Origin of the sequence: Streptomyces sp. NPDC020801, from assembly GCF_044334385.1 — a bacterium.
Classification (GTDB): Bacteria; Actinomycetota; Actinomycetes; order Streptomycetales; family Streptomycetaceae; genus Streptomyces.
Map to the genome: position 1 here is coordinate 1 of NZ_JBIRST010000002.1, position 26,327 is coordinate 26,327.

At 72.5% G+C, this 26,327-nt stretch carries 26 protein-coding genes and 1 pseudogene; 15 read left to right on the plus strand and 12 right to left on the minus strand.

Annotated elements, in window-relative coordinates:
* A partial coding sequence (locus tag ACH4UM_RS04845; protein ID WP_398173633.1) for a cbb3-type cytochrome c oxidase subunit I occupies nucleotides 1-308 on the minus strand: 308 nt, incomplete at its 3' end.
* Nucleotides 305-1,270, minus strand: a complete 966-nt coding sequence (gene coxB / locus ACH4UM_RS04850) for a cytochrome c oxidase subunit II (protein WP_398173635.1) — start codon at nucleotides 1,268-1,270, stop codon at nucleotides 305-307. The genes ACH4UM_RS04845 and coxB, both read right to left, overlap by 4 nt.
* 340 nt (nucleotides 1,271-1,610) lie before the next feature.
* Here coxB and ACH4UM_RS04855 point away from each other — a divergent pair, with 340 nt between their 5' ends.
* Entirely contained in the window at nucleotides 1,611-2,993 is a 1,383-nt protein-coding gene (locus ACH4UM_RS04855; protein WP_398173637.1) for a cysteine desulfurase/sulfurtransferase TusA family protein, read from the plus strand.
* A 19-nt stretch (nucleotides 2,994-3,012) separates the two neighbouring features.
* Here the strand turns inward: ACH4UM_RS04855 and ACH4UM_RS04860 are convergent, their stop codons facing one another.
* Nucleotides 3,013-3,987 (minus strand): carbohydrate kinase family protein, encoded by a 975-nt coding sequence (locus ACH4UM_RS04860; protein WP_398173639.1) that lies wholly within the window; start codon nucleotides 3,985-3,987, stop codon nucleotides 3,013-3,015.
* A gap of 131 nt (nucleotides 3,988-4,118) precedes the next feature.
* On the opposite strand from ACH4UM_RS04860, the gene ACH4UM_RS04865 reads away from it, so the two are divergent.
* Together ACH4UM_RS04865 and ACH4UM_RS04870 are read left to right on the plus strand one after the other, a co-directional pair.
* Nucleotides 4,119-4,331 carry a hypothetical protein gene (locus tag ACH4UM_RS04865; RefSeq protein ID WP_398173641.1) on the plus strand — a complete coding sequence of 71 codons (213 nt, stop codon included), beginning with the start codon at nucleotides 4,119-4,121 and terminating at the stop codon, nucleotides 4,329-4,331.
* Between the two features lie 497 nt (nucleotides 4,332-4,828).
* Nucleotides 4,829-6,469: a hypothetical protein gene (locus ACH4UM_RS04870; RefSeq protein WP_398174994.1), complete on the plus strand. Its 1,641-nt coding sequence runs from the start codon at nucleotides 4,829-4,831 to the stop codon at nucleotides 6,467-6,469.
* Between the two features lie 162 nt (nucleotides 6,470-6,631).
* Here ACH4UM_RS04870 and ACH4UM_RS04875 read toward each other — a convergent pair whose 3' ends face one another.
* Nucleotides 6,632-6,988: an iron-sulfur cluster assembly accessory protein gene (locus ACH4UM_RS04875; RefSeq protein ID WP_006135694.1), complete on the minus strand. Its 357-nt coding sequence runs from the start codon at nucleotides 6,986-6,988 to the stop codon at nucleotides 6,632-6,634.
* A gap of 322 nt (nucleotides 6,989-7,310) precedes the next feature.
* Here ACH4UM_RS04875 and nadA point away from each other — a divergent pair, with 322 nt between their 5' ends.
* The 4 genes and pseudogenes from nadA to ACH4UM_RS04895 all read left to right on the plus strand — a co-directional run bounded on the left by nadA (nucleotide 7,311) and on the right by ACH4UM_RS04895 (nucleotide 11,232).
* Complete coding sequence (gene nadA, locus ACH4UM_RS04880) at nucleotides 7,311-8,495, plus strand: quinolinate synthase NadA (RefSeq protein WP_398173643.1); 1,185 nt, start codon at nucleotides 7,311-7,313, stop codon at nucleotides 8,493-8,495.
* 274 nt (nucleotides 8,496-8,769) lie between these two features.
* Nucleotides 8,770-8,948 (plus strand): annotated as a pseudogene (locus ACH4UM_RS04885) (DUF397 domain-containing protein).
* A 252-nt stretch (nucleotides 8,949-9,200) separates the two neighbouring features.
* Nucleotides 9,201-9,326 carry a hypothetical protein gene (locus ACH4UM_RS04890; protein ID WP_398173645.1) on the plus strand — a complete coding sequence of 42 codons (126 nt, stop codon included), beginning with the start codon at nucleotides 9,201-9,203 and terminating at the stop codon, nucleotides 9,324-9,326.
* Between the two features lie 115 nt (nucleotides 9,327-9,441).
* Nucleotides 9,442-11,232, plus strand: a complete 1,791-nt coding sequence (locus ACH4UM_RS04895; RefSeq protein ID WP_398173647.1) for an ABC transporter ATP-binding protein — start codon at nucleotides 9,442-9,444, stop codon at nucleotides 11,230-11,232.
* Nucleotides 11,233-11,263: 31 nt separating this feature from the next.
* Here the strand turns inward: ACH4UM_RS04895 and ACH4UM_RS04900 are convergent, their stop codons facing one another.
* Genes ACH4UM_RS04900 through ACH4UM_RS04915 form a run of 4 tightly spaced genes read right to left on the minus strand, consistent with a single transcriptional unit; the run spans nucleotide 11,264 to nucleotide 14,357 of the window.
* Nucleotides 11,264-11,944 (minus strand): response regulator, encoded by a 681-nt coding sequence (locus ACH4UM_RS04900; RefSeq protein WP_398173649.1) that lies wholly within the window; start codon nucleotides 11,942-11,944, stop codon nucleotides 11,264-11,266.
* A complete protein-coding gene (locus tag ACH4UM_RS04905; RefSeq protein WP_398173651.1) occupies nucleotides 11,941-13,164 on the minus strand; it encodes a sensor histidine kinase in 1,224 nt (407 codons plus the stop codon). The genes ACH4UM_RS04900 and ACH4UM_RS04905 overlap by 4 nt, the downstream gene beginning before the upstream one ends.
* 58 nt (nucleotides 13,165-13,222) lie before the next feature.
* Nucleotides 13,223-13,501 (minus strand): hypothetical protein, encoded by a 279-nt coding sequence (locus ACH4UM_RS04910; RefSeq protein ID WP_398173653.1) that lies wholly within the window; start codon nucleotides 13,499-13,501, stop codon nucleotides 13,223-13,225.
* Between the two features lie 58 nt (nucleotides 13,502-13,559).
* Complete coding sequence (locus ACH4UM_RS04915) at nucleotides 13,560-14,357, minus strand: PspA/IM30 family protein (protein ID WP_398173655.1); 798 nt, start codon at nucleotides 14,355-14,357, stop codon at nucleotides 13,560-13,562.
* Between the two features lie 282 nt (nucleotides 14,358-14,639).
* Here ACH4UM_RS04915 and ACH4UM_RS04920 point away from each other — a divergent pair, with 282 nt between their 5' ends.
* Nucleotides 14,640-15,239: a DUF3043 domain-containing protein gene (locus tag ACH4UM_RS04920; protein WP_398173657.1), complete on the plus strand. Its 600-nt coding sequence runs from the start codon at nucleotides 14,640-14,642 to the stop codon at nucleotides 15,237-15,239.
* 80 nt (nucleotides 15,240-15,319) lie between these two features.
* Nucleotides 15,320-16,024, plus strand: a complete 705-nt coding sequence (locus ACH4UM_RS04925) for a class I SAM-dependent methyltransferase (RefSeq protein WP_398174997.1) — start codon at nucleotides 15,320-15,322, stop codon at nucleotides 16,022-16,024.
* Between the two features lie 261 nt (nucleotides 16,025-16,285).
* Here the strand turns inward: ACH4UM_RS04925 and ACH4UM_RS04930 are convergent, their stop codons facing one another.
* Nucleotides 16,286-16,504 (minus strand): hypothetical protein, encoded by a 219-nt coding sequence (locus ACH4UM_RS04930; protein ID WP_398173659.1) that lies wholly within the window; start codon nucleotides 16,502-16,504, stop codon nucleotides 16,286-16,288.
* Between the two features lie 114 nt (nucleotides 16,505-16,618).
* Between ACH4UM_RS04930 and ACH4UM_RS04935 the strand changes: the two genes are divergently transcribed.
* Nucleotides 16,619-17,821 (plus strand): bifunctional adenosylcobinamide kinase/adenosylcobinamide-phosphate guanylyltransferase, encoded by a 1,203-nt coding sequence (locus ACH4UM_RS04935; protein WP_398173661.1) that lies wholly within the window; start codon nucleotides 16,619-16,621, stop codon nucleotides 17,819-17,821.
* Between the two features lie 13 nt (nucleotides 17,822-17,834).
* Here the strand turns inward: ACH4UM_RS04935 and ACH4UM_RS04940 are convergent, their stop codons facing one another.
* Nucleotides 17,835-18,917, minus strand: coding sequence for a class I SAM-dependent methyltransferase (locus ACH4UM_RS04940; protein WP_398173663.1), 1,083 nt, complete (start codon nucleotides 18,915-18,917; stop codon nucleotides 17,835-17,837).
* A gap of 180 nt (nucleotides 18,918-19,097) precedes the next feature.
* Between ACH4UM_RS04940 and cobT the strand changes: the two genes are divergently transcribed.
* The 3 genes from cobT to ACH4UM_RS04955 all read left to right on the plus strand — a co-directional run bounded on the left by cobT (nucleotide 19,098) and on the right by ACH4UM_RS04955 (nucleotide 22,939).
* On the plus strand, nucleotides 19,098-20,192 hold the full coding sequence (gene cobT, locus ACH4UM_RS04945) for a nicotinate-nucleotide--dimethylbenzimidazole phosphoribosyltransferase (protein WP_398173665.1): 1,095 nt from the start codon (nucleotides 19,098-19,100) through the stop codon (nucleotides 20,190-20,192).
* Between the two features lie 195 nt (nucleotides 20,193-20,387).
* Complete coding sequence (locus ACH4UM_RS04950; protein ID WP_398173667.1) at nucleotides 20,388-22,202, plus strand: phosphatidylglycerol lysyltransferase domain-containing protein; 1,815 nt, start codon at nucleotides 20,388-20,390, stop codon at nucleotides 22,200-22,202.
* Nucleotides 22,199-22,939 (plus strand): hypothetical protein, encoded by a 741-nt coding sequence (locus ACH4UM_RS04955; protein WP_398173669.1) that lies wholly within the window; start codon nucleotides 22,199-22,201, stop codon nucleotides 22,937-22,939. Before ACH4UM_RS04950 ends, ACH4UM_RS04955 begins: the two co-directional genes overlap by 4 nt.
* Here the strand turns inward: ACH4UM_RS04955 and ACH4UM_RS04960 are convergent.
* Entirely contained in the window at nucleotides 22,873-23,643 is a 771-nt protein-coding gene (locus ACH4UM_RS04960; protein ID WP_398173671.1) for a hypothetical protein, read from the minus strand. The two genes, ACH4UM_RS04955 and ACH4UM_RS04960, sit on opposite strands and share 67 nt — an antisense overlap.
* 76 nt (nucleotides 23,644-23,719) lie before the next feature.
* On the opposite strand from ACH4UM_RS04960, the gene ACH4UM_RS04965 reads away from it, so the two are divergent.
* Nucleotides 23,720-24,529, plus strand: a complete 810-nt coding sequence (locus ACH4UM_RS04965) for an adenosylcobinamide-GDP ribazoletransferase (RefSeq protein ID WP_398173673.1) — start codon at nucleotides 23,720-23,722, stop codon at nucleotides 24,527-24,529.
* Between the two features lie 88 nt (nucleotides 24,530-24,617).
* The gene (locus tag ACH4UM_RS04970) at nucleotides 24,618-25,244 is read left to right on the plus strand and encodes an RDD family protein (RefSeq protein ID WP_398173675.1); all 627 of its coding nucleotides are present in this window, start codon (nucleotides 24,618-24,620) and stop codon (nucleotides 25,242-25,244) included.
* Here ACH4UM_RS04970 and ACH4UM_RS04975 read toward each other — a convergent pair.
* Nucleotides 25,204-26,043: an endo alpha-1,4 polygalactosaminidase gene (locus ACH4UM_RS04975; RefSeq protein ID WP_398173677.1), complete on the minus strand. Its 840-nt coding sequence runs from the start codon at nucleotides 26,041-26,043 to the stop codon at nucleotides 25,204-25,206. The genes ACH4UM_RS04970 and ACH4UM_RS04975 overlap by 41 nt on opposite strands.
* Between the last annotated feature and the right edge of the window lie 284 nt (nucleotides 26,044-26,327).

The following is a 26,327-nucleotide window of genomic DNA, read 5'->3' on the forward strand; positions in this document are numbered from 1 at the left end:
AACAGCGGGGTGGCGAACATCAGCAGCATGATCGTGCCGTGCATCGTGAACGCCTGGTTGAACTGCTCGTTCGACATGATCTGCAGACCCGGACGAGCCAGCTCGGCGCGCATGAGCAGAGCCATGACGCCACCGATGCAGAAGAACGCGAACGACGTCGCCAGATACAGCGTCCCGATCGTCTTGTGGTCCGTGGTCGTCAGCCACTTCACCACGACGTTTCCGGGTTGCTTGCGCCGGACCGGCAGCTCGCTCTCGTAAGAGCCCTCAGCCGCCGCGGCACCCTGAGGTTCGTTGAGGATGCTCACAGGTTGTTCGTCTCCCGGTTCTTCTCGTGGCTCGTCTGCGCGATGCCGGCGGGAACGTAACCGGTCTGCCCCTTCTTAGCGAGGTCCTTGAGGTGCTGCTCGTAGCGCTCCGGAGAGACGACCTTCACGTTGAACAGCATCCGGGAGTGGTCCTGGCCACAGAGCTCGGCGCACTTGCCCCGGAAGGTGCCCTCCATGTCGGGGGTCACCTGGAAGGAGTTGGTGTGGCCCGGGATGACGTCCTGCTTCATCAGGAACGGCAGCACCCAGAAGGAGTGGATGACGTCGCGCGAGGTGAGGATGAAGCGGACGGTCTTGCCCTTGGGGAGCCACAGGGTGGGGCCGGGGTTGCCGGTCTGCGGGTTCCGCGTGCCGGGCGTGCCGTAGTCGTAGACGCCGCCGGCGTTCGCCGGGAAGTCCTGCTTGAACCGGTCCGGAATGGCGGCCAGGTTCGGGGCCGTCTTGGCGTTGCCCGTCGAACCGGCGACCGGCTCGATGTAGTTGAAGGCCCAGCTCCACTGGTAGCCGACGACGTTGACGGTGACGTCCGGCTTCTTGGAGAGGTCGAGCAGCTTCGACTCGTCGCGGGCCGTGAAGTAGAACAGCACCGAGACGATGATGAGCGGAACCACCGTGTACAGCGCCTCGATGGGCATGTTGTACCGGGTCTGCGGAGGAACCTCGACCTTGGTGCGGCTGCGCCGGTGGAACATGGCGCTCCACAGGATCAGACCCCACACCAGGCAGCCGACGGCGAGCGCAGCCGCCCAGGACCCCTGCCAGAGGGAGAGGATCCGCGGAGCCTCGTCCGTGGCCGGGGTGGGCATACCAAGGCGGGGGAAGTCTTCCCAGTTGTACGAGCAACCGGTGGCTGTAGCCAGGACCAGGCCCGCAGTCAGTGCCTGCAGCAGCTTCCGCCGCATCGGGCGCCGCGGCGAGCGGTCGGAGCCGTTGGGACTCACGTAGCGCCTTCCCGAGAGTCTCGCCCGCGCGGTTGGCTGCGGCCTGCCTTCTCGCTGGTCGGTCGCCGCCCTGCGTCGGGCAGGGGTTTGGATGTTTATGCGGACCAAACCCTACTGGACGCCATCCGGCGGGTCGCGGGGAGGGTGGCATACGCGCCGCGGGTCACCCCGAAGGGGTGGGATGCCCCTGGGTGGGGTGATGTGTGACGGGGTGTTGGAGCGCCCCCGAGCTGGGGGAATGCCGTATTTGCGGTGGCTGCGGACGGGTCGTGGTCTCTCGCGCGGTTCCTCTCGCTTCCCCTCGCTCCTCTTGTGCCCGAGTGGGTCGTAGCGTTGGCGTGTGGCCTACTTCGACGCTGCTTCCGCTGCTCCTCTTCATCCCGTCGCCCGGCAGGCTCTGCTGGCCTCCCTCGACGAGGGGTGGGCCGATCCCGCCCGGCTGTACCGGGAGGGACGGCGGGCGCGGTTGCTGCTGGACGCGGCGCGGGAGGCCGCCGCGGAGGCCGTGGGGTGCCGGGCCGATGAGCTGACGTTCACCTCTTCGGGCACCCGGGCCGTGCACAGTGGGATCGCCGGAGCGCTGGCGGGGCGGCGGCGCGTCGGACGCCACCTGATCGTGTCAGCGGTCGAACACTCCTCGGTGCTCCATTCGGCCGAGGTGCACGAGGCGGACGGCGGGACGGTCACGCAGGTGCCGGTGGACCGTCAGGGCGCGGTGGCCGCCGCCTCGTACGGGGCCGCGCTGCGCCCGGACACCGGGCTGGCCTGTCTGCAGTCGGCCAACCACGAGGTGGGGACCGAGCAGCCGGTGGCCGAGGTGGCCGGGGTGTGCCGGGCCGCGGGCGTTCCGCTGCTGGTGGACGCGGCACAGTCGCTGGGCTGGGGCCGGGTGGAAGGGGACTGGTCGCTGCTGACGGCGAGCGCCCACAAGTGGGGCGGGCCGTCGGGAGTGGGGCTGCTCGTCGTACGCAAAGGTGTGCGGTTCGCGGTCCAGGGACCGGCGGACGAGCGGGAGTCGGGGCGGGCGGCGGGGTTCGAGAACATCCCGGCGGTCGTGGCCGCGGCGGCCTCGCTGCGCGCGGTGCAGGTGGAGGCGGCCGCGGAGGCGGTACGGCTGCGGGAGCTGACGGAGCGGATCCGGGCGCGGGTGCCGGAGTTGGTGCCGGACGTGGAGGTGGTGGGCGACCCGGTGCGCCGGCTGCCGGGCATCGTCACCTTCTCCTGTCTCTATGTCGACGGAGAGACACTGCTGCACGAGCTGGACCGCGAGGACTTCTCCGTCTCCTCCGGTTCCTCCTGCACCAGCAGCACGCTGACACCGAGCCATGTGCTGCGCGCGATGGGGGTGCTGAGCGAGGGCAATGTGCGGGTGTCGCTGCCGCCGGGGACGACCGGGCAGGACGTCGAGCGGTTCCTGTCGGTGCTGCCCCGGGCGGTGGCGGGGGTGCGGGAGAAGCTCGGGGCGCCCGCCGCGGCGCCGGCCGCCGCCGTACAGCCGGACGCGCTGGTCGTCGACGCCCTCGGCCGGCGCTGCCCGATCCCGGTCATCGAACTGGCCAAGGTCATCGGGGACGTGCCCGTGGGCGGCACGGTGCGCGTCCTGGCGGACGACGAGGCGGCACGGCTGGACATCCCGGCGTGGTGCGAGATGCGCGGGCAGGAGTACGTGGGCGAGGAGCCGGCGGACCGGGGCGCGGTCCACGTGGTCCGCCGGCTCTCCTAGCAGCGGTCGGGGCCGGTCGTCAGGAGAGGTGGGCGCGGACCTCGCGGGCCGCGTCGTCGCCGTACGCCTTGGTGAAGCGCTCCATGAAGTGGGCGCGGCGCAGCTGGTACTCCTGGGTGCCGACCGTCTCGATGACCAGGGTGGCGAGCATGCAGCCGACCTGGGCGGCACGCTCCCGGGAGACGCCCCAGGCCAGGCCGGAGAGGAACCCGGCGCGGAAGGCGTCGCCCACGCCGGTCGGGTCGGCCTTGCGCTCCTCGTCCGGGCAGCCGACCTCGATCGGTTCGTCGCCGGCCCGCTCGATGCGCACGCCGCGCGAGCCGAGGGTGGTCACCCGGTGGCCGACGCGCTCGAGGATCTCGGCGTCGCTCCAGCCGGTCTTGGTCTCGATCAGGCCCTTCTCGTACTCGTTCGAGAACAGGTACGTCGCCCCGTCCAGCAGTATCCGGATCTCGTCGCCGGCCATCCGGGCGATCTGCTGGGAGAAGTCCGCGGCGAACGGGATGGCCCGCGAGCGGCACTCCTCGGTGTGCCGCAGCATCGCCTCCGGGTCGTCGGCGCCGATCAGCACCAGGTCCAGGCCACCGACACGGTCTGCGACGGTCTTGAGCTCGATGAGGCGGGCCTCGCTCATCGCGCCGGTGTAGAAGGAGCCGATCTGGTTGTGGTCGGAGTCGGTGGTGCACACGAAGCGGGCGGTGTGCAGCGTCTCGGAGATCCGGACCGAGGAGGTGTCGACTCCGTTGCGGTCCAGCCACGCGCGGTACTCGTCGAAGTCGGAGCCCGCGGCGCCCACCAGGATGGGCCTCGTGCCGAGCTGGCCCATCCCGAAGGCGATGTTGGCGCCCACCCCGCCGCGCCGTACGTCCAGCTGGTCGACCAGGAAGGAGAGCGAGACCGTGTGCAGCTGGTCCGCGACGAACTGGTCGGCGAAGCGGCCGGGGAAAGTCATGAGGTGGTCGGTGGCGATGGAGCCGGTGACTGCGATGCGCACGGCGTGGACTCTCCTGGAGGGAGGGGGATTGACAGTTCACGCTACCCGCTCGGGGGGGTGCCGCTGAAGCGGGCAAAACTACCCGATAGTAGATCTTTCTAGGTCGGCTTCGACGTGCTTACGGTTCGACCATGACGAACCTCGACGTCCATGTTGCCCCCTCGCCGGCCGATCTCGACGGCGACCTCGCCTCCCTGCGTGGGGACTGTGCCCGGATGGCCCCCCACTGGGCGGCTCCCGACCGCGTCGCCGCCCGGCCCGTGCCGCCGTCCCGCATCCACGGCGTGAACGTTCCGGCCTCCTCCGCCCGGCTGCTGGACGCGATGTCGGACTACGGCGACTGAGCCGGCGCGCGCGGGGCCTCGCGAGGCCCCGCGGGGAACCGCGCGCTCCCCCGCTGCGTCCCATCGCTGTCCCCCGTAAGGGGGAGGCGGGATACGACCCACCACCCGGCCGTTTTGACAGGGCCGGGTCAGGGTCACAGGGACATCTGCGCAGCCGAAGGAGCGATGCGGTGAACACCGAGCGACCCGACAACGAGGACGCGGCCGCGGGTACCGCCGGGGAAGCCTCGAAGAACACCGGGTCACGGAAGCCCGAGGCTGAGAAGGAGGCCGGGGCCGGGACGGAGTCCCGGTCCGGGGCCGAGTCCCGGTCCGGGGCCGAGTCCCGGTCCGAGGCCGAGTCCCGGTCCGAGGCCGAGTCCCGGTCCGAGGCCGAGTCCCGGTCCGAGGCCGAGTCCCGGTCCGAGGCCGAGTCCCGGTCCGAGGAGAAGCGGGACCCGGCACGCGGCGCCGAGGCGTCGGGCGAGCCCGCACCGGAGGCCGGGGACGCGCCGGAGATGGCCGGTCCCACACCGCAGGCCGGGGACGCGTCGCCGGAGACGGGCAGTCCCGCACCCGCGCGCGAGACCGCGAAAGCGCCCGGCCCCGAGCCCACGGTCCCCTCGCCGGAACAGCGCGCGCCTCAGGCCGGGCCCGGGGTGTCCGGTGACGGGCACGGGGCCGGTGGTTTGCGGGGCGGGCGGGCGCGGTCGCCCTTGGTGATCGCGTCCGTCGCCGCCGCCGTGCTGCTCGCCGGCGGGGGCGGGGCATATCTCGCCACCAGCGCGTCCGGCGGGTCCGGCGGGTCCGGCGGGTCCGAAGACCGTACGGGGCCGGCGGCGTCCGGCGGTCACGGCACTCCCCCGCCGCTCGCCCTCGACGGCTACGCTTCCGGCGCTTCCAGCGCTTCCGGCGGTACGAACGGGATCGCGCCGGGCGAGCCCAACCCGTACGGGGCGACCTACCGGGCCGGCGGCGCCCTGCCCGGCGGGCCCGGCTCGGCGCCGGTGTACGAGGCGCAGGGCGAGGTCACCCGGGACGAGGTGGCCCGTCTCGCCAAGGCACTCGGCGTCGACGGCACGCCGGTGGCGGACGCGCAGGCGTGGCGGGTCGGCACCGGCAAGGACGGCGCCGGTCCGGTGCTGCGGGTGAACAGGCAGGCGCCGGGGACCTGGACGTTCAGCCGGTACGCGCCGGGCACCGACGACTGCAAGGGCGTGCTGTGCACGCACGACCCGGCCGCCCCCGCCGTCCACCCGGTAGGCGTGGCGGCCGCGCTGAAGGCGGCGGCCCCGGTGCTCAAGGCCCTGGGGCAGGACGACGCGAAGGTTGACGCGGGCCGGATCATGGGCGCCCAGCGGGTCGTCAACGCCGATCCACTGGTCGGCGGGCTGCCCACGTACGGCTGGACCACGGGCCTGACCGTGAGTCCGCAGGGCGAGCTGGTCGGCGGCGGCGGTGAGCTGAAGGCGCCGGTGAAGGGCGACACGTATCCCGTGCTGGGCGCGCGAAGGACGCTGGACCTGATGAACGCGGCCCCGCGCACCGACCACCGGATGGGCATCGGGGGCTGCGCCACGCCGGAACCGCTCAAGGACCGCCTGGAGGCGCCCTGCGGGACGCCGGCGTCGGCGACGGCCGCGCAGGACGCCTTCACCGTCGACAAGGCGGTCTTCGGTCTGGCCTCGCACTACTCCAACGGACGGCAGGTGCTGGTGCCGTCCTGGCTGTTCCAGGTGCGGGGGCCGGACGGCGGCCAGGGCAACGACGACTTCACGGTGACGTATCCGGCGGTCGACCCCAGGTACCTCACCTCCCCCGGCACACCGTCCGGGCAGCCGGCCCCGGCGCCGAGCGGTTCGGGCAGGGCTCCGGCGACGCACGACGTGAAGGTGACGGGCTACAGCACCCAGGGCGACGATCTGACCGTGGCCTTCGAGGGCGGGGTGTGCGCGGACTACAGGGCGACGGCGAAGGAGGGCGCCGACCGGGTGACCGTCACGGTGACCGAGACCCCGTGGCCCGGCAAGGTGTGCATCGCGATCGCCAAGTTCTACCACCGGACCGTGCACCTGGACCGGCCGCTCGGCGACCGGCAGGTGGTCGGCTCGGACGGTCGGGAGATCCCGAAGGAGAAGCCGGGCGCGCGGCTGCCGTAGGTGTCGTCCCCGGCCCGGTGAGCACCCGGTGGCACCGTGGCCGAGCAGAAGGGCGAGCCCGAAGAACATGAAGAGTACAAAGAGCACAAAGGCGGCGGCCCCTTCCGGTGGAAGGGGCCGCCGCCTTGTCCGTCGTGTGCCGTCGGGCCGATGGCCGACGGATCAGCTGAAGGAGTCGCCGCAGGCGCAGGAACCCGTCGCGTTCGGGTTGTCGATCGTGAAGCCCTGCTTCTCGATCGTGTCCACGAAGTCGATGGTGGCGCCGCCCAGGTAGGGAGCGCTCATGCGGTCGGTGACGACCTTGACGCCGCCGAAGTCCTTCTCCACGTCGCCGTCGAGGGAGCGCTCGTCGAAGAAGAGCTGGTAGCGCAGGCCGGAGCAGCCGCCGGGCTGGACGGCGACGCGCAGGGCGAGGTCGTCACGGCCTTCCTGGTCGAGCAGCGCCTTGACCTTGGACGCGGCGGCGTCGGTCAGGATGATGCCGTCGGTGACGGTGGTGGTCTCGTCCGATACGGACATCTACATCTCTCCCGGGTTGTACGGAGACTGCTTGCCGACGAGTGCAACCGGCCGGGCCGCGGATTCATTCCGGGCCGAGCACTTGCTGTTCCTCTTCCCGCGCTCGTACTCGTCGCGTCGTCTTCTTCATGCTCGCACATGCGCCAGGGAGCGGACAGCGCCCTGTGGACGCGCACGCCCGATGCGACGAACGCGACGACTCACCGCGACGGGCGGGTGTCGGGATTCACGTCACATGGACGCTTAGGCCCATCGTCAAAGTGACGTGAAGCAGTTATGATAGATAGCGTCAGTTCGACGAAAAGTAGAAAGGGTGCGTGTCGTGACCACCGCCCAAACCCAGGAGCTCGACGTGCAGCCGACGCCCCTCGCCCTGCTGCTCCTCGGCCGTGAGGCCGACCCGAGGAGCGAGCGCGGTGTCGAGTGCCCCGGCGACCTGCCCTCCCCGTCCGACCCGGACCTGGTGGAGCGCGCCCGCGTGGCCAAGGAGAAGCTCGGGGACAAGGTCTTCGTGCTCGGCCACCACTACCAGCGCGACGAGGTCATCCAGTTCGCCGACGTCACGGGCGACTCCTTCAAGCTGGCCCGGGACGCGGCCGCACGGCCGGAGGCCGAGTACATCGTGTTCTGCGGTGTGCACTTCATGGCGGAGTCCGCGGACATCCTGACGTCCGACGGGCAGCAGGTGGTCCTGCCGGACCTGGCGGCCGGCTGCTCCATGGCCGACATGGCGACGGCCGAGCAGGTCGCCGAGTGCTGGGACGTGCTGACCGAGGCCGGGATCGCCGAGCAGGTCGTGCCGGTGTCGTACATGAACTCCTCGGCCGACATCAAGGCGTTCACCGGCAAGCACGGCGGCACCATCTGCACGTCCTCGAACGCCAGGCGCGCACTGGAGTGGGCCTACCAGCAGGGCGAGAAGGTCCTGTTCCTGCCCGACCAGCACCTGGGCCGCAACACGGCCGTGCGGGACATGGGCATGTCGCTGGAGGACTGCGTCGTCTACAACCCGCACAAGCCGGGCGGCGGGCTGACCGCCGGGGAGCTGCGGGCCGCGAAGATGATCCTGTGGCGGGGTCACTGCTCGGTGCACGGCCGTTTCAGCCTGGACTCGGTGAACGACGTCCGCGAGCGGATCCCCGGCGTCAACGTCCTGGTCCACCCCGAGTGCAGGCACGAGGTCGTGGCCGCCGCGGACTACGTCGGCTCGACCGAGCACATCATCAAGACGCTGGAGGCGGCCCCGGCCGGCTCCAAGTGGGCCATCGGCACGGAGCTGAACCTGGTCCGCCGGCTGGCGAACCGCTTCGCACCCGAGGGCAAGCAGATCGTCTTCCTCGACAAGACGGTCTGCTTCTGCTCGACCATGAACCGCATCGACCTCCCCCACCTGGTCTGGGCGCTGGAGTCCCTCGCCGAGGGCAACCTGGTCAACCGCATCCGGGTGGACAAGGAGACGGAGGCGTTCGCCAAGCTGGCCCTGGAGCGGATGCTCGCCCTGCCGTAGTGGTGACGTGGCAGTGCGGTGCCCCGGCGGTCTCACGGCGGCCGGGGCACCGCCGCTTCGGCTCTCCGGCAAGCACGCACCCCGGCTCAGCGCGATCCTCAGCGCGTCCGCCGGCGCCGCGGCCAGCTGCGTTCCCGATAAGCGCAACGTACAAGCAATTGGCCTGGCTGCTCGAACGGATGGATATTCCGGACGGCAAGGTCCGGGTGATGCCCTTCAGCGCGGGTTGAGGACCGGACCGGGATTCTGTCAAGAAGCGCGACACGGCCCCGAGCTGAACTCCGCCCACCGGTACCGGAGCAGCTGCAGCAATACGGACGGGGGCGAATGCGTCGAGATCGCCGAGGACTTTCCCGGGGTTGTCCCGTCCGCGACGGCAAGAACCCCCACGGCCCCGTGCTCGTCGTCCCGGTCGGCACGTGGGACGCGTTCGTCGACTCGCTGAAGGCGTGACACAACGGCGATGGCCGGGCCCGTACTTCATGTACGGGCCCGGCCATCGCCACACCATGAGGAACACAATCCCGAGCAAGAGGTTCCGTTATTTGCACAAGAATTCAGTAAGAGGAATCAGAAATAAGGAGAGGTATTTCCCAGTGAACGGTCCGGCCTTCCTCCTCGTATAGATGTACATCCGCGGGACCAAGACGAATCCGCGGTGTTCGAGAGCCCGCTCTGACGGGCCATGAGAGAAAGGTATCTGTCATGGCATTCGACAAGATCATGCTCATGAAGAAGGCGAAGAAGAAGGGCGCCTGCGCGGCAGGGAAGCAGGGGCAGGCCCATCGCCAGAAGAAGCATCACCGCAAGCACAAGAAGTGCGCCAAGTAACGGACCGCAGTCGATCAGACCGTGCCGGGATCCGTCCATGCCACGTCGGGTGACGGACGGGTCCCGGTGCGCCGTCGTATTCGGGCAGTGCCCAGAGAGTGGAGTTCCGGCCGCCGTGAGTACCGCTGCAGAGAACACCGAACCTGTGGCTGCCGCCGACGCGTCGGCCCGGATACGGCATGCGCGCATCTCGCCCCTGGCAGCATTCCGGAAATTCTGGCCCCTGGTGCGAGTCAACCGTGCCGCTCTGATGGCGTCCACGGTGCTGCTGGTGGCCTCCGCCGGGTGCGACACGGCCGCGATCGGCATCGCAGGCCGACTGACCGACGATGTGCTCGCTCCCGGTGACCTCGGCGCGTTCTGGGGTCCTGCCGTCCTGTGGCTGTCCCTCGCGGCGGCGGGTGCGGTGGCCTCGTCGGCCGGCAGCTATCTGGCGGGCTGGACCAGCGAGCACTTCGTACTCGGTCTTCGGGACCGGGTCTTCCAGCACCTCCAGCAACTGCCGCCGGACAGTCTGGACCGCTTCGGCACCGGAGACCTGGTCTCCCGTCTGACGGGGGACATCGAGGCCGTGGAGTCACTGGTGGCCTCGGCTCCGGTCGAGTTGATCACCGCCGCCGTCGGTGCGCTGGTCTTCGCCGCCGCGGCGTTCTGGACGAGCTGGCAGTTGGCCCTCATCACCTTCGGGGTGGCACCGCTGATCTGGTTCGGCGCCCGGGTGTTCGGCACGCTGATGCGCACCGCTACACGCGCGGAACGCGACAGCAACGGTCGGCTGGCTTCCCTGCTGGAGGAGAGCTTGGCCAACATGCCGCTCGTGCAGGCCTACGGCCGGGGGGCCGCCGAGCACAGCAAGATCCACCGCGAGGGCCGCACATGGATGCGGATGGGCCTGCGGCAGATCCGGCTCAACGCCCTGTACGGGCCGCTCGGCGAATTGATCGAGACCTTCAGCGTACTGGCCGTGATCGGCGCCGGGGCCTGGCAGATCTCAGAGCACCACCTCACTGTCGGGGGGCTGATCTCCTTCTCGGCCTTCCTCGGCTATCTGCACCCACGGTTGCAGGAACTCGGCGAACTCCTGGTCCACGCCTCCTCCGCCACCGCCGCCTCCGAGCGCCTCCTGGAGGTGCTGCGGGCCCGGCCCGCTCCCGAGGCCGCCCCGGGCCCCGCCGCCCCGCCGCTCGCCCAGCCGGCCCGCGGCGCCGTCACCTTCCAGGGTGTCGGCTTCTCCTACCCGGGCAGCGGCCGCCGCGTCCTGCACCAGGTTGACCTGGAGATCGCTCCAGGCCTGCTGGTGGTGGTCACCGGGCCCAGCGGCTGCGGCAAGTCCACCCTCGGCAAACTGCTGTTGCGCTTCCACGAGCCGTCACAGGGCCGCATCCTCCTCGACGGCCGGGACATCCGCGAACTTCCGGTCGACGAACTGCGCCGCCACATCACGCTGCTGCCCCAGGACAGCATGCTCTTCAACGGCACCATCCGCGACAACATCGTCTACGGCCGTCCCGACGCCTCGGAGGCGGAGGTGCTCGCCGCCGCCGTCGCGGCCGACGTCCACGACTTCGTCAGCGCCCTGCCCGAGGGCTACCTCACCCCGGTGGGCAAGCGCGGCAACAACCTCTCAGGTGGCCAGCGCCGCAGGGTGGCCCTGGCTCGGGCCATGCTCCGCTCGGCGCCCGTGCTCGTCCTCGACGAGCCCACCACCGGCCTCGACGACGCCTCCACCGCCCGCATCATGCCCCCGCTGCGACGCCTCGCGGCGGGCCGGACCACCTTCCTCATCACCCACGACCTGCGCCTGGCGGCCCACGCCGACCTCGTCCTGCACCTGGCTGACGGCAGCGCCGGCGCCAGCGTTCCCGCCTCGCCCGTGGAAGCCGCCGTCGAAGCGCCGGCAGCCTGAGCTCGCCGCGTCTGCCTGCGAGAGCGGGCGCTCAGTCCATCCGCGGACGTACCAGCCCCGACTCGTACGCGATGACGACCAGCTGTGCCCGGTCGCGGGCGCCTAGCTTGGCCATGGCCCGGTTGACGTGCGTCTTCACCGTCAGCGGGCTGACCTCGAGGCGTTCGGCGATCTCGTCGTTGGAGTGGCCACCGGCGACTTGGACGAGCACCTCGCGCTCCCGGACGGTCAGTGCGTCCAGCCGCTTGGAGCGGGCCGGGTCGCGGTCGTCCGCCGCGTCACCCTGCGCGAGGAAGCGGGCGATCAGGCCCTTGGTGGCCGCCGGGGACAGCAGCGCCTCGCCGCCGGCCGCGACCCGGATGGCGCTGAGCAGTTCCTCGGGCTCGCTGCCCTTGCCGAGGAAGCCGGAGGCACCCGCGCGCAGCGACTGCACGACGTAGTCGTCGACCTCGAAGGTGGTCAGGATGACCACCCGGACGTGGGCGAGGCCGGGCTCGGCGCTGATCATGCGGGTGGCGGCGAGGCCGTCGGTGCCGGGCATCCGGATGTCCATCAGCACCACGTCGGCGCGCTGTTCCCTGGCCAGCCGCACCGCCTCGGCCCCGTCGGACGCCTCGCCGACCACCTCCATGTCGGGCTCGGAGTCGACGAGTACGCGAAAGGCGCTGCGCAGCAGTGCCTGGTCGTCGGCGAGCAGGACACGGATCGTCATGCGGCATCCCCCGGGGCGTGTGTGCTGGTCTTGAGCGGCAGGATCGCATGGACGCGGAAGCCGCCGCCGTAGCGGGGACCGGTGGTGAGGGTGCCGCGCAGGGCGGTGACCCGCTCCCGCATGCCGAGCAGGCCGTGGCCGCCGCCGGTCCGGGGGCTGTCGTCCTCTCCGGCCCCGTCGTCGAGGACGGTGATCTCGACGTTCGGTCCGACGCGTACCACGCTGACCTCGGCCCTGGCCCGGGCGCCCGCGTGCTTGTGCACATTGGTCAGGGCCTCCTGGATGACGCGGAACGCGGCCAGGTCCACAGCGGCGGGCAGGGTGGTGCCGTGGTCGGCGCGGGCGACCTCCACGTGCAGTCCGGCGCTGCGGAAGGTGCCGACGAGCTCGTCCAGGCGGGTCAGTCCGGGGGCGGGTTCGGTGGGGGCCTCGGGGTCGCCGGACTGCCGGAGCAGGCCGACGGTGGCGCGCAGTTCGTTCAGCGCGGAGCGGCTGGCCTCCCGGACGTGGCCGAGGGCCTCCTTGGCCTGGTCGGGCCGCTTGTCCATGACGTGCGCGGCCACTCCGGCCTGCACGTTGACCAGGGCGATGTGATGGGCGACGACGTCGTGCAGGTCGCGGGCGATGCGCAGGCGTTCCTCGGCGACGCGGCGGCGGGCCTCCTCCTCGCGGGTGCGCTCGGCCCGCTCGGCGCGCTCCTTGATCGCGTGCACGAAGGCGCGGCGGCTGCGGACCGCGTCGCCGCCGGCGGCGGCCATACCGGTCCAGGCGAAGATCGCGAGGTTCTCCTGGGCGTACCAGGGCAGCGGGCCGGCGAGCATGGCGGCGCCGGTCAGCACGGTCATGGTGGTCAGGCCCAGGCGCAAGGTGGTGCGGCGGTCGGTGGCGGCGGCGACGGTGTAGAGGGCGACGACGGCCGACATGGCGACGGGGGCGCGCGGGTCGCCGGTGACGCACTCCACCAGGGCGACGGTGCCGGTGACGGCGAGGACGGTGCGCGGGGCACGGCGGCGGAGGACGAGCGCGGCGGCGCCGAGGGCCATCAGGACCAGGCCGAGCGCCTCCGGCCTGCGCACACCCCAGCTGACGCCGTTCTGCCCGCGGGGGTCCACGAAGGACCCGACCACCATGCACACCAGCACCCCCACGGCAAGTGCCGCGTCAAGCGCCAGGGGGTGCGCCCGGATGCGGCATCTGGCGCGGTCGAGGGTGGTGGTCACGCCTGAGTACGGTACGGGGTCCGTGCCGGGCGGGAAACGTACGGGCGCTGCCCGGGGCTCAGCCCGGGATCAGCCCGTCGTCGCTCAGCAGGTCCCGCACCTCCTCCAGGGTCGCGTCCGGGGCGGGCAGGATCAGCTCGGACGGCTCCAGGGAGTCGTCCGGCAGCGGCTCGCCCAGGGCGCGTACCTGGGACAGCAGGGCCGTCAGGGTGCGGCGGAAGCCGGGGCCGTCACCCTTCTCCATCTCGGCCAGGAGTTCGTCGTCCAGCTTGTCGAGCTCGGTGAGGTGGCCGTCGGCCAGCCTCACCTGTCCCTCCCCCATGATCCGTACGATCATGTCGCCTCCCTCGGCGTGGCCCCGGCTGCCGGTGTCGCGGCGTGCGCCGCGACGCGGCTCACTGCTTGTCGAAACGGGGGGTGTCCTGCGGCTGCTGCTGGGGCTGCGCCTGACCCGTGCCGCCCTCGATCGCCTGCCGCTCCTCGGACGGTCCGCCGGCCAGCTCCGCCTTCATGCGCTGCAGCTCCAGCTCTACATCCGTACCACCGGCGAGCCGGTCCAGCTCGGCCTGGATGTCGTCCTTGGCCATGCCGGAGGGGTCGTCCAGGGCACCGGAGGCGAGCAGCTCGTCGAGCGCGCCGGCCCGGGCCTGGAGCTGGGCCGTCTTGTCCTCGGCGCGCTGGATCGCCAGGCCCACGTCGCCCATCTCCTCGGAGATGCCGGAGAACGCCTCGCCGATCCGGGTCTGCGCCTGGGCGGCGGTGTAGGTCGCCTTGATGGTCTCCTTCTTGGTACGGAAGGCGTCGACCTTGGCCTGCAGGCGCTGGGCCGCCAGAGTGAGCTTCTCCTCCTCGCCCTGGAGGGTCGCGTGCTGCGTCTCGAGGTCCGTCACCTGCTGCTGGAGCGCGGCGCGGCGGGAGAGCGCCTCGCGGGCCAGGTCCTCGCGGCCCAGCGCGAGCGCCTTGCGGCCCTGGTCCTCCAGCTTGCCGGACTGCTGCTGCAGCTGGTTGAGCTGGAGTTCCAGCCGCTTGCGGCTGGTCGCCACGTCGGCGACGCCGCGGCGCACCTTCTGGAGCAGCTCCAGCTGCTTCTGATACGAGTAGTCGAGGGTTTCGCGCGGGTCCTCGGCCCGGTCAAGGGCCTTGTTCGCCTTCGCGCGGAAGATCATCCCCATACGCTTCATGACACCGCTCATGGGCTTCGCGCGCCCCCTTCTGACGGACTCCAGCTCACAGCTCTGCGACAGAACCCACAGTACGGGCCCCGCATCCATTACCGCACTGTTCGGGGACGGATGCGCTCATCCCCAAGGACGACTGCGTACACCTCCGATCCGGCGCAGGGAGTAGGTGACCCCCGGGGCACCGCCGGTGGCGGGCGCAACGTCCGCTCTGTCCCCCTACAGACGACTGGCGTTGCCGGATCGTTCCCCGCCGGGCTGGGGTCCATGCGGGTCAAGCCCTTACCCTTGGGTTTTGTGTTCCGTAGCCGTGCCAAGGAAGAGAAGACCCCGGCCGCCGAAAAGGCGCCGGTGAACTTCTCCAAGCAGTCCCGTGACCCGCAGGCCCCCAAGGGCCGGCCCACGCCCAAGCGCAATGAGGCCCAGTCCCAGCGCCGCAGCGTCGCCAACACGCCGACGACGCGCAAGGACGCCGCCAAGCGGCAGCGCGAGGAGCGCCGTGCCGCCATGGAGCGGCAGCGCCAGGCGCTGGCCGGCGGCGACGAGCGCTACCTCCCGGCCCGCGACAAGGGCCCAGTGCGCAAGTTCGCGCGCGACTTCATCGACTCGCGGTTCAACATCGCGGAGTTCTTCCTGCCGATGGCCGTGGTCATCCTCGTGCTGAGCATGGTGCGGGTGGCCTCGCTGCAGAACATCGCGCTGCTGCTGTGGCTCGTGGTCATCGTCCTGATCGTGCTGGACTCCTTCCTCAGCGCCTTCCGGCTGAGGAAGCGCCTGGCCGAGCGCTTCCCGGACCAGAACAAGAAGGGCGCGGTCGCCTACGCCCTGATGCGCTCGCTCCAGATGCGCCGGCTCCGGCTGCCCAAGCCGCAGGTCAAGCGCGGGGAGCGGCCCTGAGCGGGACCGCTTTCTCCGGGGGTGCCGCGGACGCCTGGCTGGACAAGCTGGGCGGACTGCGTGACGTCGTACGACAGGAGCTGGTCGCCCGGCAGCTCGACGAGCAGATAGCCGGGCGGTTCCCGGTCGGGCAGCGGCTGCGGGTGCTCGACGTGGGGATGGGCCAGGGCACGCAGGCGCTGCGGCTGGCACGGGCGGGACACCAGGTGACCGGCCTCGAGCGCGACGAGAAGATGATCTCCGTGGCGCGGGCCGCGCTGGCCGCCGAGCCGGAGGGCATCCGGGCGCGGATGCGGATCGTCGAGGGCGACGGCCGGGACACCGGGGTGCACTTCCTGCCGGGCAGCTTCGACGTGGTGCTGTGCCACGGGGTGCTGATGTACGTCGAGGAGCCGGACCCGTTGCTCGCGGGGCTGGCGCGGATGCTCGCGCCGGGCGGTCTGCTGTCGCTGCTGGTGCGCAACGGCGACGCGCTGGCGCTGCGCCCGGGTCTTTCCGGTGACTGGGTGGCGACGCTGGCCGCGTTCGACACGACGGCCTACCGCAACCGGCTGGGGCTCGACGTCCGGGCGGACCGGCTGACCGACCTGACGGCGACGCTCGCGGGGATCGGGGCGCCGCTGCACGCCTGGTACGGGGTGCGGGTCTTCACGGACACGGCGGCGGACGGCACAGAACCGCCCGCCGGCGTGGAGACACTGCTGGCCGCCGAGGAGCGGGCCGGGCGGACGGATCCCTACCGATCGGTGGCGGCGCTGCTGCACCTGTGCGGGGTGCGCGGCTGAGCGTTCCGGCGGCCTCCCGGCGGAACGCACGCGGTCGGCCTCCCGGCGGACCGCACGTGGCGAGCGGTGAAGGCCCCGCCTGCCGCACCCCGTCGCTCCGGACCAGGGGCGGGCCAGGGGGGATCGGGGACGGGTCGGGGACGGCCGGTGCCGGCCGCCCCCGGCCTTGCTCCTGAACGTGCTCCTTGCTCTCGCCCTCGCCTCCGGGGCCCCGGGCGGGCCCGTGCGCCCGTGTTCCTGCCCTTGCCCCCTGAGCCCGTCCTAGGCCTGGGCCTCGTCCGCGTGCAGGCTCATCGGGCCGTAGATCTCCGCGGAGTCCTCGAACAGCCGTACCTGGTCGGCGCCACCGTCGAGCAGGGCCTTCCAGTTCTCCCCGATCCAGGACTCGGCGTCGCCCTGCGTGGTGAACTCCTCGGGCTGCACCGCGGGCTGGACCTCCGTCCCGTCGGCCGTCTCGAACCGCCACGTCCATGCCGCCATGTACGCCTCCCTGATGTGAGCACACTGCACAGCGGAAGCCGGATCTTGGTCCGGCTCCTGATCAGAGCCTAGCCGGACGCGCAAGACGTGCGGCGACCCAGGAAAATCAGGTCCGTGGACGTAACTCTGCTCGGCACCGGTGCCCCCGCGGGACTTCCCCGCCCCCACTGCCCCTGCGCGGCCTGCGCGACGGCCCTCGGCGCGCAGGCGCGCGCGGCGACCGCGCTGCTCGTGGACGGGGCGCTGCTGCTGGACCTGACCCCCGGTGCGGCGTTCGCAGCCGCGCGCGCCGGGCATTCGCTCGGCGGTGTGGCCCAGGTGCTGCTCTCCCACCCGCACGACGGGCCCGCGGTCGAGGTGCCGGCCGGGCTGCCGCAGCCCGGCCGGGTGCCGGACGGACGGGAGTCGGCGCTGCTGACGGGGCATCGGGTGCGGGCGGTGGCGATGGATGCCCCCGGCACGGGGTACTCGGTGACCGGCCCGGACGGGCAGCGGCTGCTGTACCTGCCGCCGGGCGGCGCCCCGGCCGGGCTCGAGGAGGGTTCGGCGGAGACGTACGACATGGTCCTCGCGGACGTCGTCCGCCGCCCGGACGCCCTGGCCAAGCTACGCGCGGTGGGTTCGGTTGGCCCGACCACGGACGTCGTCGCGGTCCACCTCGACCACGACGTGCCGCCGGGGGCGGAACTGTGCCGCCGGCTGGCGGCGGCCGGGGCACGGGCGGTGCCGGACGGCACCACGCTGACGGTCGGGGCGTACGAGGACGTACCGGACGTGCCCCGGCGCACGCTGGTGCTGGGCGGGGCGCGCTCGGGCAAGTCGGTGGAGGCCGAACGGCGCCTCGAGTCCTTCCCCGGCGTGCTGTACGTGGCGACCGGCGGGTCGCGCAGCGGGGACACCGAGTGGGCGGCCCGGGTCGCCACGCACCGGGAGCGACGGCCGGGCTCGTGGCGTACGGCCGAGACCTGCGACCTGGTGCCGCTGCTGGCCGAGGACGGCCCGCCGCTGCTGGTGGACTGCCTGTCGCTGTGGCTGACGGACGCGATGGACTCCGTCGGCGCCTGGGACGACGCGGAGTGGGCGGACGGCGGCGAACGGGCGCTGCGCGAACGGGTGTCCGAGCTGACGGCCGCGGTCCGGGCGACCCGCCGCATCGTGGTCGCCGTCTCCAACGAGGTCGGCTCGGGCATCGTCCCGGCCACCGCCTCGGGACGCCGCTACCGGGACGAACTCGGTCGCCTGAACACGGCATTGGCGAGCGAGTGCGAACAGGTCCTGCTGGTGGTGGCGGGCCAGGCGGTGGTGCTGCGCGGGTGAGGCCGGCCGGTGGTCAGGCGGTGTCCCTGCGGGCGACGACACGGTAGGTGTTCGAAAAGCCGGGGATCCGGCTGAGCAGCGGGGACAGGGCGAGGTCCACGGCCGCCGCCGCGTCCACCAGGGGGCTGGTCGCGGCCGCCAGGAGGGTGCGCAGGGCGCGTTGGAGGTCGCTCGGCGGGGTGGCGTGCCAGGGGGCGTCGGCCGCGGGCAGGAAGTGGGTGAGGGCGAGGGCGAGGGCCGCGGACAGGTCGTTCGGCGTGTGCGGGGTACGGCGGTCGGTGACGAGGACGGTGCAGCCCCGGGACTCCAGTTCCGCGCGGAGGTTGTGCAGCGGCATCAGATGCAGATGGCGCGGCTGGCCGTGCGGCAGCCACCACCTGCCCAGCAGCAGGGCGAACGCGCTGCCCGGGTCGGGGAGTTCGATCAGCAGGTGGCCGCCGGGGCGGAGTGCGTTCAGGGCCCCGCGCAACTCCGCGCGGGGGTCCGGGACGTGTGCCAGGTGGTGGAACACGCTGACCACGTCGTAGCGTCCGCGCAGCCGCGCGGTGATGTCCGGGTCGGCCAGGTGGCCGATGTGGGCCTCCTCGACCCGCCCGGCCCTGCGGGCCCGCTGCACGCGCGGCGTCGGGTCGAGGCCGTCGAAGGAGGTGTACGGGAAGACCTCCCGCGCCGCTTCGGGGAAGTGGCCGTGGCCCGTGCCGACGTCCAGCCAGCTCTCCGGCTCCCCCACGTGCCACAGCAGGCGCGCGTCCGACCGGTGCCGCCGGTGGCTGCGGCGGGCCGCGAGCACGGGGTCCGGGAGGCCGTCGGGGTCGGTCTCGTCGTAGTCCCGGTGGTAGAAGGCCAGCCCCTCCGGGGTGAGCCGGGGATTCTGGAAGGCGTGTCCGCAGTCCCGGCACTGGTCGACCGTGAACGAACCCGGCTTGTGCTGCAGCAGGTCGGGGGCGCACAGCCGGGTGCGCAGCCGCCCGGAGCCGCACCAGGGGCAGTCCTCGCGGCGCGGCTCGTGGAAGTGGTCGGTGCCGTGGGCGAGTTCGGCGGCGTACGCGATGCGCCGCGGGTCGTAGAACCGCGGGGCGTACGGCAGTGACGGCATGGGCGGCTCCCGGTGGGGCGAGAGGTGTGTACGGCAGGGACGGACGCGCGCACCCGTCCGTGCCGACAATTCGCTGCAAAGGGAACGTATGGGATCGTTGTCTCGAGCGGGAAGACGCCGTCCGGGTGTGGCGGCGATCTGGCGCCGCCCTGTTCGATCGGGGCCGGTACTGTTCGGCGAATGAGCTCGCTGAATCTCGACGACTTCACCGATCTGATCGAGCGCCCCGACGGCGGTGTGCGCCGCGACGCGGAGGCGCGCCGGGAGCGTCAGGTCGTGCCCCCCGGCACCCTGGGCCGCCTGGACGACCTGGGTGAATGGCTGGCGGCGGCGCAGGGCGCCGTGCCGGTGCGGCCGGTCGAACGGCCGCGGGTGGTGCTGTTCGCCGGCGACCACGGCGTCGCCGAACTCGGCGTGTCGGTGCGGCCCGCGGGCAGTGCCGAGCAGCTGGTGCGGGCGGTCCTGGAGGGCGGCCGGCCGGTGTCCGTGCTGGCCCGGCGGCTCGGTGTGCCGGTGCGGGTGGTCGACATGGCCCTGGACTGCGAGCCGGACGCGCTGCCCGAGGACGTCGTACGGCACCGGGTGCGGCGCGGCAGCGGGCGCATCGACATCGAGGACGCGCTGACCCTCGAGGAGGCGGAGGCCGCCTTCCGGGCCGGGGTCGCGGTGGCCGACGCGGAGGCCGACTCGGGCACGGATCTGGTGGTGCTCGGCGATGTGAGCGTGGGCGGGACGACGCCGGCGTCCGTACTGATCGCCGCACTGTGCGGGACCGACGCCTCGGTGGTGACCGGGCGCGGCGGCGAGGCGATCGACGATCTGGCGTGGATGCGCAAGTGCGCGGCGATCCGGGACGCGCTGCGGCGGGCGCGGCCCGTGCTCGGCGACCAGCTGCAGCTGCTGGCGGCCGTGGGCGGGGCGGATCTCGCCGCGACGACCGGGTTCCTGCTGCAGTGCGCGGTGCGCAAGCTGCCGGTGATCCTGGACGGTGTGGTCTCGGCCGCGTGCGCCCTGGTGGGACAGCGGGTGGCGTTCCGGGCTCCGGACTGGTGGCTGGCGGGGCAGAGCAGCGGGGAGCCGGGGCAGGCCAAGGCGCTGGACCGGATGGCGCTGGAGCCGCTGCTCGACCACGGCGTGACCGTCGGGGAGGGGGCGGGGGCGCTGCTGGCGCTGCCGCTGGTACAGGCCGCGGCGGCGCTGGCGGCCGAGCTTCCCGAGCGGGCCGAGGACCTCACAAGGGACGAGGAGAAGGTGTCTGCGGACGAGGAGATCTGACGGTGGAACAGGCGCGGCGGGCGTGACCGGCGGTACGGACGGCACGGGCGGTATGGCCGGTACGGGCGGTATGGCCGGTACGGGCGACACCGGCGGAACAGGTGGAACCGGCGGTACGGGCACAACGGACGGAGGGTCACCTTCACGGGCGAATAAGAGCGGTTAGCCGGGATGGCGCCCATATGATCTTCCCTTATGGGAGATGCCCGAATTGCCGTGCGTGAGGAGCGGGCCCCGGTTCGCCTGACCGGGGCGGGACGGCCGGCCGGTGGCGCCCCGCGGCGGGCCGCCGTGTTCGCCGTCTGGTATCTGCGGACCGTCGCGTTCGTCAACTTTCTCAGCGCGGTGTGGGTCTCCCTGGGGCAGGACGTCCGGCGGCACAACCAGGAGAACCTCTTCACGCCGTACCTGCTCACCGCCGGCTTCGCCTCCGGCGTCTTCACCGCCTTCCTCGCCATCACCATGCGGCGCCGCAAGAGGGCCGCCTGGATCCTCAACCTCGGGCTGAGCGGGCCGTTCCTCGCGCTGTTCGCGTTCAGCATGACCTTCCCGGAGATCCGCCGCTGCGCGCAGAACTGGATCTCCCTGGCCCTGACCGCCGCCTTCGTCGCCGCGCTGCTGCTCGGTCGGCGCGAGTTCTACGCCAAGGGCGACCGCGCCAACCCGAGGCTGGCCGCCGCCGTGGCGGTGGGCGGGCTGCTGGTCACCTCGCTGCTCGCCACGCTGCTGGTGACCGTCACCAACCAGGCGCCGGACGCGGCGCGTTCGACGTTCCGGGAACGCTGGCACTACGGCACCCTGCGGCTGGTCTCGGTGGCCTCGGAGGCCCGCTTCCCCGGCATCGACACCCCCAACTGGGCGAACGTCTCCGTCAACGTCCTGTCCACGGCCCTGGTCCTCGCCGTCCTCTACGCCGCCTTCCGCTCCCGCCGTGCCGTCGACCCGCTCACCGGGGATGACGAGAAGCGGCTGCGGGAGCTGCTGGAACGGCACGGCGAGCGGGACTCCCTCGGCTACTTCGCGCTGCGCCGGGAGAAGAGCGTCATCTGGTCGCCGACCGGGAAGGCCGCCGTCGCCTACCGCGTCGTCGGCGGGGTGTCACTGGCCTCCGGGGACCCGCTCGGCGACCCCGAGGCCTGGCCCGGCGCCATCGAGCCGTGGCTGGCCGAGGCGCGCGCGCACGGCTGGATCCCGGCCGTGATGGGGGCGGGCGAGGAGGCCGGGACGGTGTACGCGCGGCACGGGCTCGACGCGCTGGAGCTCGGCGACGAGGCCGTGGTGGAGGTCGCCGAGTTCACCCTGGAGGGCCGGGCCATGCGCACCGTGCGGCAGGCCTGCAACCGGGTGCGGCGGGCCGGGTACACCGTTCGCATCCGCCGGCACGAGGACATCCCCGCGGGCGAGATGGCGTACCTGGTCGAGCGCGCCGACGACTGGCGGGACGGGGCCACCGAGCGCGGATTCAGCATGGCGCTGGGGCGGCTCGGGGACCCGCGGGACGGGCGGTGCGTGATGCTGGAGTGCCACGACGCCCGGGGCGAGCTGCGCGCCCTGCTCTCCTTCGTGCCCTGGGGGCCGTACGGACTGTCCCTGGACCTCATGCGGCGCGACCGGCATGCCGAGAACGGGCTCGTGGAGTTCATGGTGCTCGACCTGCTGCGCCGGGCCCGGGAGATCGGGATCACTCAGGTCTCGCTCAACTTCGCCATGTTCCGTTCGGTCTTCGAACGCGGGGCGCGCCTCGGCGCCGGGCCGGTGCTGAGGCTGTGGCGGTCGCTGCTCAGCTTCTTCTCCCGCTGGTGGCAGATCGAGTCGCTGTATCGCGCCAACGCCAAGTACCGGCCCATCTGGGAACCGAGGTTCCTGCTCTTCGAGAAGAGCGGCGACCTGCTGCGCATCGGCCTCGCGTCGGCACGCGCGGAGGGGTTCCTGGAGGCGCCGGGCCGGCCGAAGTGGCTGCGCCGCAGGCACCTGAGGCACAGCGGAGAGCACCTGGAGACGCACGGATGACCGCACTCGCCCGCTGGGCCCGCGCCGAATGGGGGCTCGTGTACGTCACGGTGCGCGAGCCGCTGCTCGGGCGGTGGCCGCGGGCGGTCCCGATGACGCTCACGGCGGTGTGCCTGACGGCGCTGCTGCAGTTCGTGCAGAACCAGCCCTGGGGCTACCACCTCGTCCAGCGGCTCGGGGCCGTACGGGCCGAGGAACCGCTGTGGCTCGCGCTGCTGCGCACCCCGCTGTCGCTGTTCGTACCGGCGCTGGACCTGCCGGTGTGGGGCGCGCTGGCGCAGATCCTGTGCGTCTTCGGCATCGGCGAGATCTGCCTGGGCCGCCGGCGCACCCTGACCGTCGCCTACGTCGCCACACTCGCCGGCACCCTGTACGCGCGCGCCGGCATCGCGCTGGGCCCGCACCACCCGTTCGGCCTGCCGGGCACGGACGCGAGGGTGGTGGACACCGGCCCGTCGGCGGCCGTGGTGGGACTTGCGGTGTATCTGGGCTGGCGCTACGGGGCGTATGTCACGGCGGGCGCGGTGACCGTGGCGATGGCCCTGGAGGTGGGGCTGAAGGAGAACCTGGCCGGCAAGGAGCACATGGCGGCGATCGCGGGGGTGGGGCTGGTGTGCGTGTGGTCCGCGGTACGTGAGGGGTGGCGGTACGGGCGGCGTCAGCGGGTCCCTCACTCGGGCCCGGGGCCCGGGAGCCGGGCCGGCTGCGCGTCCGGTTTGCCGCCGATCCAGTCCTGAAACGCGTGACGCCGGCCCGACCAGCGGCGGTCGTGGTGGTAGGCACGCAGGCTGGCCCGCGCCCGGGCGCGCGGGCGGCGGCCGTAGAAGCGCCTGGCCCAGTACGAGCCGGGGCGGGCCAGCCGGATGGCGCCGACCAGGGCGACGAACGGCACGATCACCCCGAACAGGGCGATACGGCCCTTGCCCTTGCTGAGGGCGACCAGCGAGAACAGGAAGTTCACCGCCACACTGGAGATGACCGTCCCGCGGTCCTGGAGTTCGCCCTGGGACAGGTCGTTGACGCCGAACGGGGAGAAGCCGGCGAGCACCAGGCCGACCAGCGCCGCGGTGAGGACGACGACCTCCACGCTCTTGCGGCCGGCCTCGGTCCAGTAGACGTCGTCCAGATGCAGGATCAGCGCGAACTCGTCCAGGACGAGGCCGGCCCCCATGCCGAAGACCACCGCGAAGGCGGCCGAGCCGAAGCCGTGCCGCCCGCTGGCGACCGCGCCGAACCCGCCGAAGACGGTGAGGAGGACCCCGGGGACCACGTGGTGGATGTGCAGCCCGCCGGCCTTGACGTTGCCGAAGGGGCCCTTCCCGGCGCGGATCAGACGGGTGATGATCCGGGTCACCATGAAGGTGAGGACGAACGCGCCGAGGGCGAGCAGCAGGGGCAGTTTCCCGGGTTCGACGATGTTGCGGTACAGCCAGTGCCCCATGTGTGTAGTGTGCCCCGTTCTCCGGTGCGCCGCCCGCCCGCGGGAGCGGGTGCGGCGGTCCCGTAGTCTGCCCCGCGTGTCCGCCCCTGCGTCGCCCTCCGCCCCCGCACCGCCCTCCGCGCTGCCCGGCCTCCGGTTCGCCTTCGGCACCCTGACCGTCCTTCCGGTCCGGGTGAGCCGCTGGGACCGGGGGGCCGCGCGCGGGGGCATGCTCTGGGCGCCGGCCGCCGGGCTGGTGGTGGGGGCGGCCGCGGCGGCCGTGGGCCTGCCGGCGCTGTACCTCGGCGCCGGCCCGCTGCTCGCCGCCGTCGCCACCACCGTGGTGCCCGCCGTGCTCACCCGCGGTCTGCACCTGGACGGGCTCGCCGACACCGCGGACGGGCTGGGCAGCGCCAAACCCGCCGAGGACGCGCTGCGGATCATGAAGCAGTCGGACATCGGCCCCTTCGGGGTGATCACGCTGGTGTTCGTCCTGCTCGCCCAGGTGGCCGCACTGACCCGCGCCTACGACGACTCGTGGGCCCGGGGTGCGCTCGCCGCCGTCGTCTCGGCGACCGCCGCCCGGCTGGCCCTGACGCTGGCCGCCCGCGGCGGAGTGCCGGCCGCCCGGCCGGAGGGCCTGGGGGCGGCGGTCGCGGGCGTGGTCCCGGTGCCCGGCGCGATCGGCGTGGCCCTCGCCGTGGTCCTGGCGGCCGCCGCGGCGGGCGCGGCGGGCGGGACGTACACCGGCGTCCTCACGGCGGCCGCCGTCATCGCGGCCCTCGCCGCCGCCGAACTCCTCCTGCGGCACTGCACGCGCCGCTTCGGCGGGGTGACGGGCGACGTCTTCGGCGCGCTCGCGGAGACGGCGGCCACCACGGTCCTGGTCGTTGTGTCACTGGGCTGAAACGATCCCCGCCGATCCCTCCCGCCGCCCGCCGTCCCGGCTAACCTGATCCGCCGAACAGACAACTGACAGTGATCGGGGGACGTCTGTGCCGAAGCTGCGCCGTGCCGTGGCCTGGCTCGTCGACTTCGCGCTGGTGGCCGCGGTGGCCTCGGCGCTGGCCGTGCTCACCTTCCACCGGATCTCCGCGCTCGTCACCGACGTGCCGGAGCTCGCCACGCGCAGTGGCCTCGACCTGCTCACCTCGCGCGGCGACGTCATCGGCGCCTCGGCGCACCTCGGGCTGTCGCTGTGGAACAAGGCGGTGCTCTACGTCGAGGAGGCCTTCGGGTCGCTGGTACTGATCGCCTTCCTCTACCAGTGGGTCTGCCTGGGGCTGGCCGGGCGGACGGTCGGCAAGGCACTGCTCGGCCTGAGGGTCGCCCCGGCCGACCCGGACCGTGCGCGCCGGGTGGCGCTGCGGGCCGCGGTCACCACCGCGGCCGACGTCGCCGTCTACTCCGTGGCCTGCGTGCTGCTGGTCGAGGGTCAGTTCCTGCTGTCGGTGCTGGTGTGGGCCGTGGCCGTGGCGGTCTTCCTCCTCAACGCCGTGCCGGTGCTGCTGCCCGGGCGGCGCTCGCTGGCCGACCGGGTGGCGCGCACGACGGTCACCGGGCTCGGACTCGGCCCCGCCCTCAGCACGCCCGGCGCCATGCCCCCAGTTCGTACTTCTTGAGCAGCGAGCTCAGCCCCAGCCGGCGCGACCGGGCGCAGAAGCTGCTCGCCGGCAGCTCGTACTCGACGTGGAACACCGCCTTGCCGGCCGCGACGAAGGGCTTCAGCCGGGCGCACTCGCCGTACTGGGCGCACTGTTCGTTCACCGCGAAGTCGAAGTCCCCCACCAGCTGCGGGATCTGGTCCAGGTCGTTCTTGAGGCCGACCGACATGCCCCGGTCGTGGGCGAGTTCCGCGACGAGGCGGTTGTAGCGGAGCTGGTCGGCGGCCGTCAGCGGGAAGCCGGTGCGGTTCTTGTAGCCGTCCATGTTGTCCGGCTCCACCGCGTCGAAGCCCTTCTTCCGGCACATGTCGAGGCGGGCCGCCATCAGGGGCTCCAGCACGTCGGTGCGGCGGATGTCGAGCCAGCGCTCGCCCTTCCAGCCGTTGCCCCTGCCCAGCACCGGCTCCGGGAACTTCCCCGCGTCCGGGCGGAACTCCTCCCAGGCGCCGGTCGAGACGTAGCAGACGACCTTGCGGCCCTTGCGGTGCAGCCGGGCGACCGTCGCCCCGGATTGGTCGAAGCCGTCGACGTCGTAGACCGCCGCCTCGACGGAGGTGTCGAGGCGGCCGCTGAGCTGCCACTGCCAGCTGGTCCCGGGACGCGGCCGCCAGCGCCCGGCCGCGGACGGGCTGCCGCCGTGGCCGGGCGTGCCGTCGCTGCCGCCGGCGCCGTCCCCGGCGTCCGGCCGGCCGGTGCAGCCCACGAGCAGCAGCAGCACGGCGATCGGCAGAAGGGGGCGCGGGATCGGGCGTCTCACCGGGCGGCCTCCGGGGTGCGGGGACACGTACACCCCTCGATCATCGCCGACTCCGGACGTCCGCAGGCGGGTTGTCCGCCCCGGCGGCCGGGCGGACCGCCCGCGGGACCCGGGCCCGGCCGCCCCGGCCGCCGGAACGCGGACCGGAAAATGGCGGCAACGCAGCCCTCCGGTGAACGCCCGCGGGGCGGATCGGCGCAGCAACGCGCGTAGGCTCGTGCAGGGTGTTTGCCTGCCCGGGTGAAGACCGCACCGCAGGAGCGTTCTAGGGTCGGTCGTCGGGC

What these genes read in the sequence shown, in the direction of transcription:
- ACH4UM_RS04865 (WP_398173641.1), top strand. Translation starts at nt 4,119, where the DNA reads ATGACGAACCTCGACGTCCATGTTGCCCCCTCGCCGGCCGATCTCGAC.
- ACH4UM_RS04870 (WP_398174994.1), top strand. Translation starts at nt 4,829, where the DNA reads ATGGCCGGTCCCACACCGCAGGCCGGGGACGCGTCGCCGGAGACGGGC.
- ACH4UM_RS04875 (WP_006135694.1), bottom strand. Translation starts at nt 6,988, where the DNA reads ATGTCCGTATCGGACGAGACCACCACCGTCACCGACGGCATCATCCTG.
- ACH4UM_RS04890 (WP_398173645.1), top strand. Translation starts at nt 9,201, where the DNA reads ATGGCATTCGACAAGATCATGCTCATGAAGAAGGCGAAGAAGAAGGGC.
- ACH4UM_RS04900 (WP_398173649.1), bottom strand. Translation starts at nt 11,944, where the DNA reads ATGACGATCCGTGTCCTGCTCGCCGACGACCAGGCACTGCTGCGCAGC.
- ACH4UM_RS04910 (WP_398173653.1), bottom strand. Translation starts at nt 13,501, where the DNA reads ATGATCGTACGGATCATGGGGGAGGGACAGGTGAGGCTGGCCGACGGC.
- ACH4UM_RS04915 (WP_398173655.1), bottom strand. Translation starts at nt 14,357, where the DNA reads ATGAGCGGTGTCATGAAGCGTATGGGGATGATCTTCCGCGCGAAGGCG.
- ACH4UM_RS04930 (WP_398173659.1), bottom strand. Translation starts at nt 16,504, where the DNA reads ATGGCGGCATGGACGTGGCGGTTCGAGACGGCCGACGGGACGGAGGTC.
- ACH4UM_RS04940 (WP_398173663.1), bottom strand. Translation starts at nt 18,917, where the DNA reads ATGCCGTCACTGCCGTACGCCCCGCGGTTCTACGACCCGCGGCGCATC.
- cobT (WP_398173665.1), top strand. Translation starts at nt 19,098, where the DNA reads ATGAGCTCGCTGAATCTCGACGACTTCACCGATCTGATCGAGCGCCCC.
- ACH4UM_RS04950 (WP_398173667.1), top strand. Translation starts at nt 20,388, where the DNA reads ATGGGAGATGCCCGAATTGCCGTGCGTGAGGAGCGGGCCCCGGTTCGC.
- ACH4UM_RS04955 (WP_398173669.1), top strand. Translation starts at nt 22,199, where the DNA reads ATGACCGCACTCGCCCGCTGGGCCCGCGCCGAATGGGGGCTCGTGTAC.
- ACH4UM_RS04960 (WP_398173671.1), bottom strand. Translation starts at nt 23,643, where the DNA reads ATGGGGCACTGGCTGTACCGCAACATCGTCGAACCCGGGAAACTGCCC.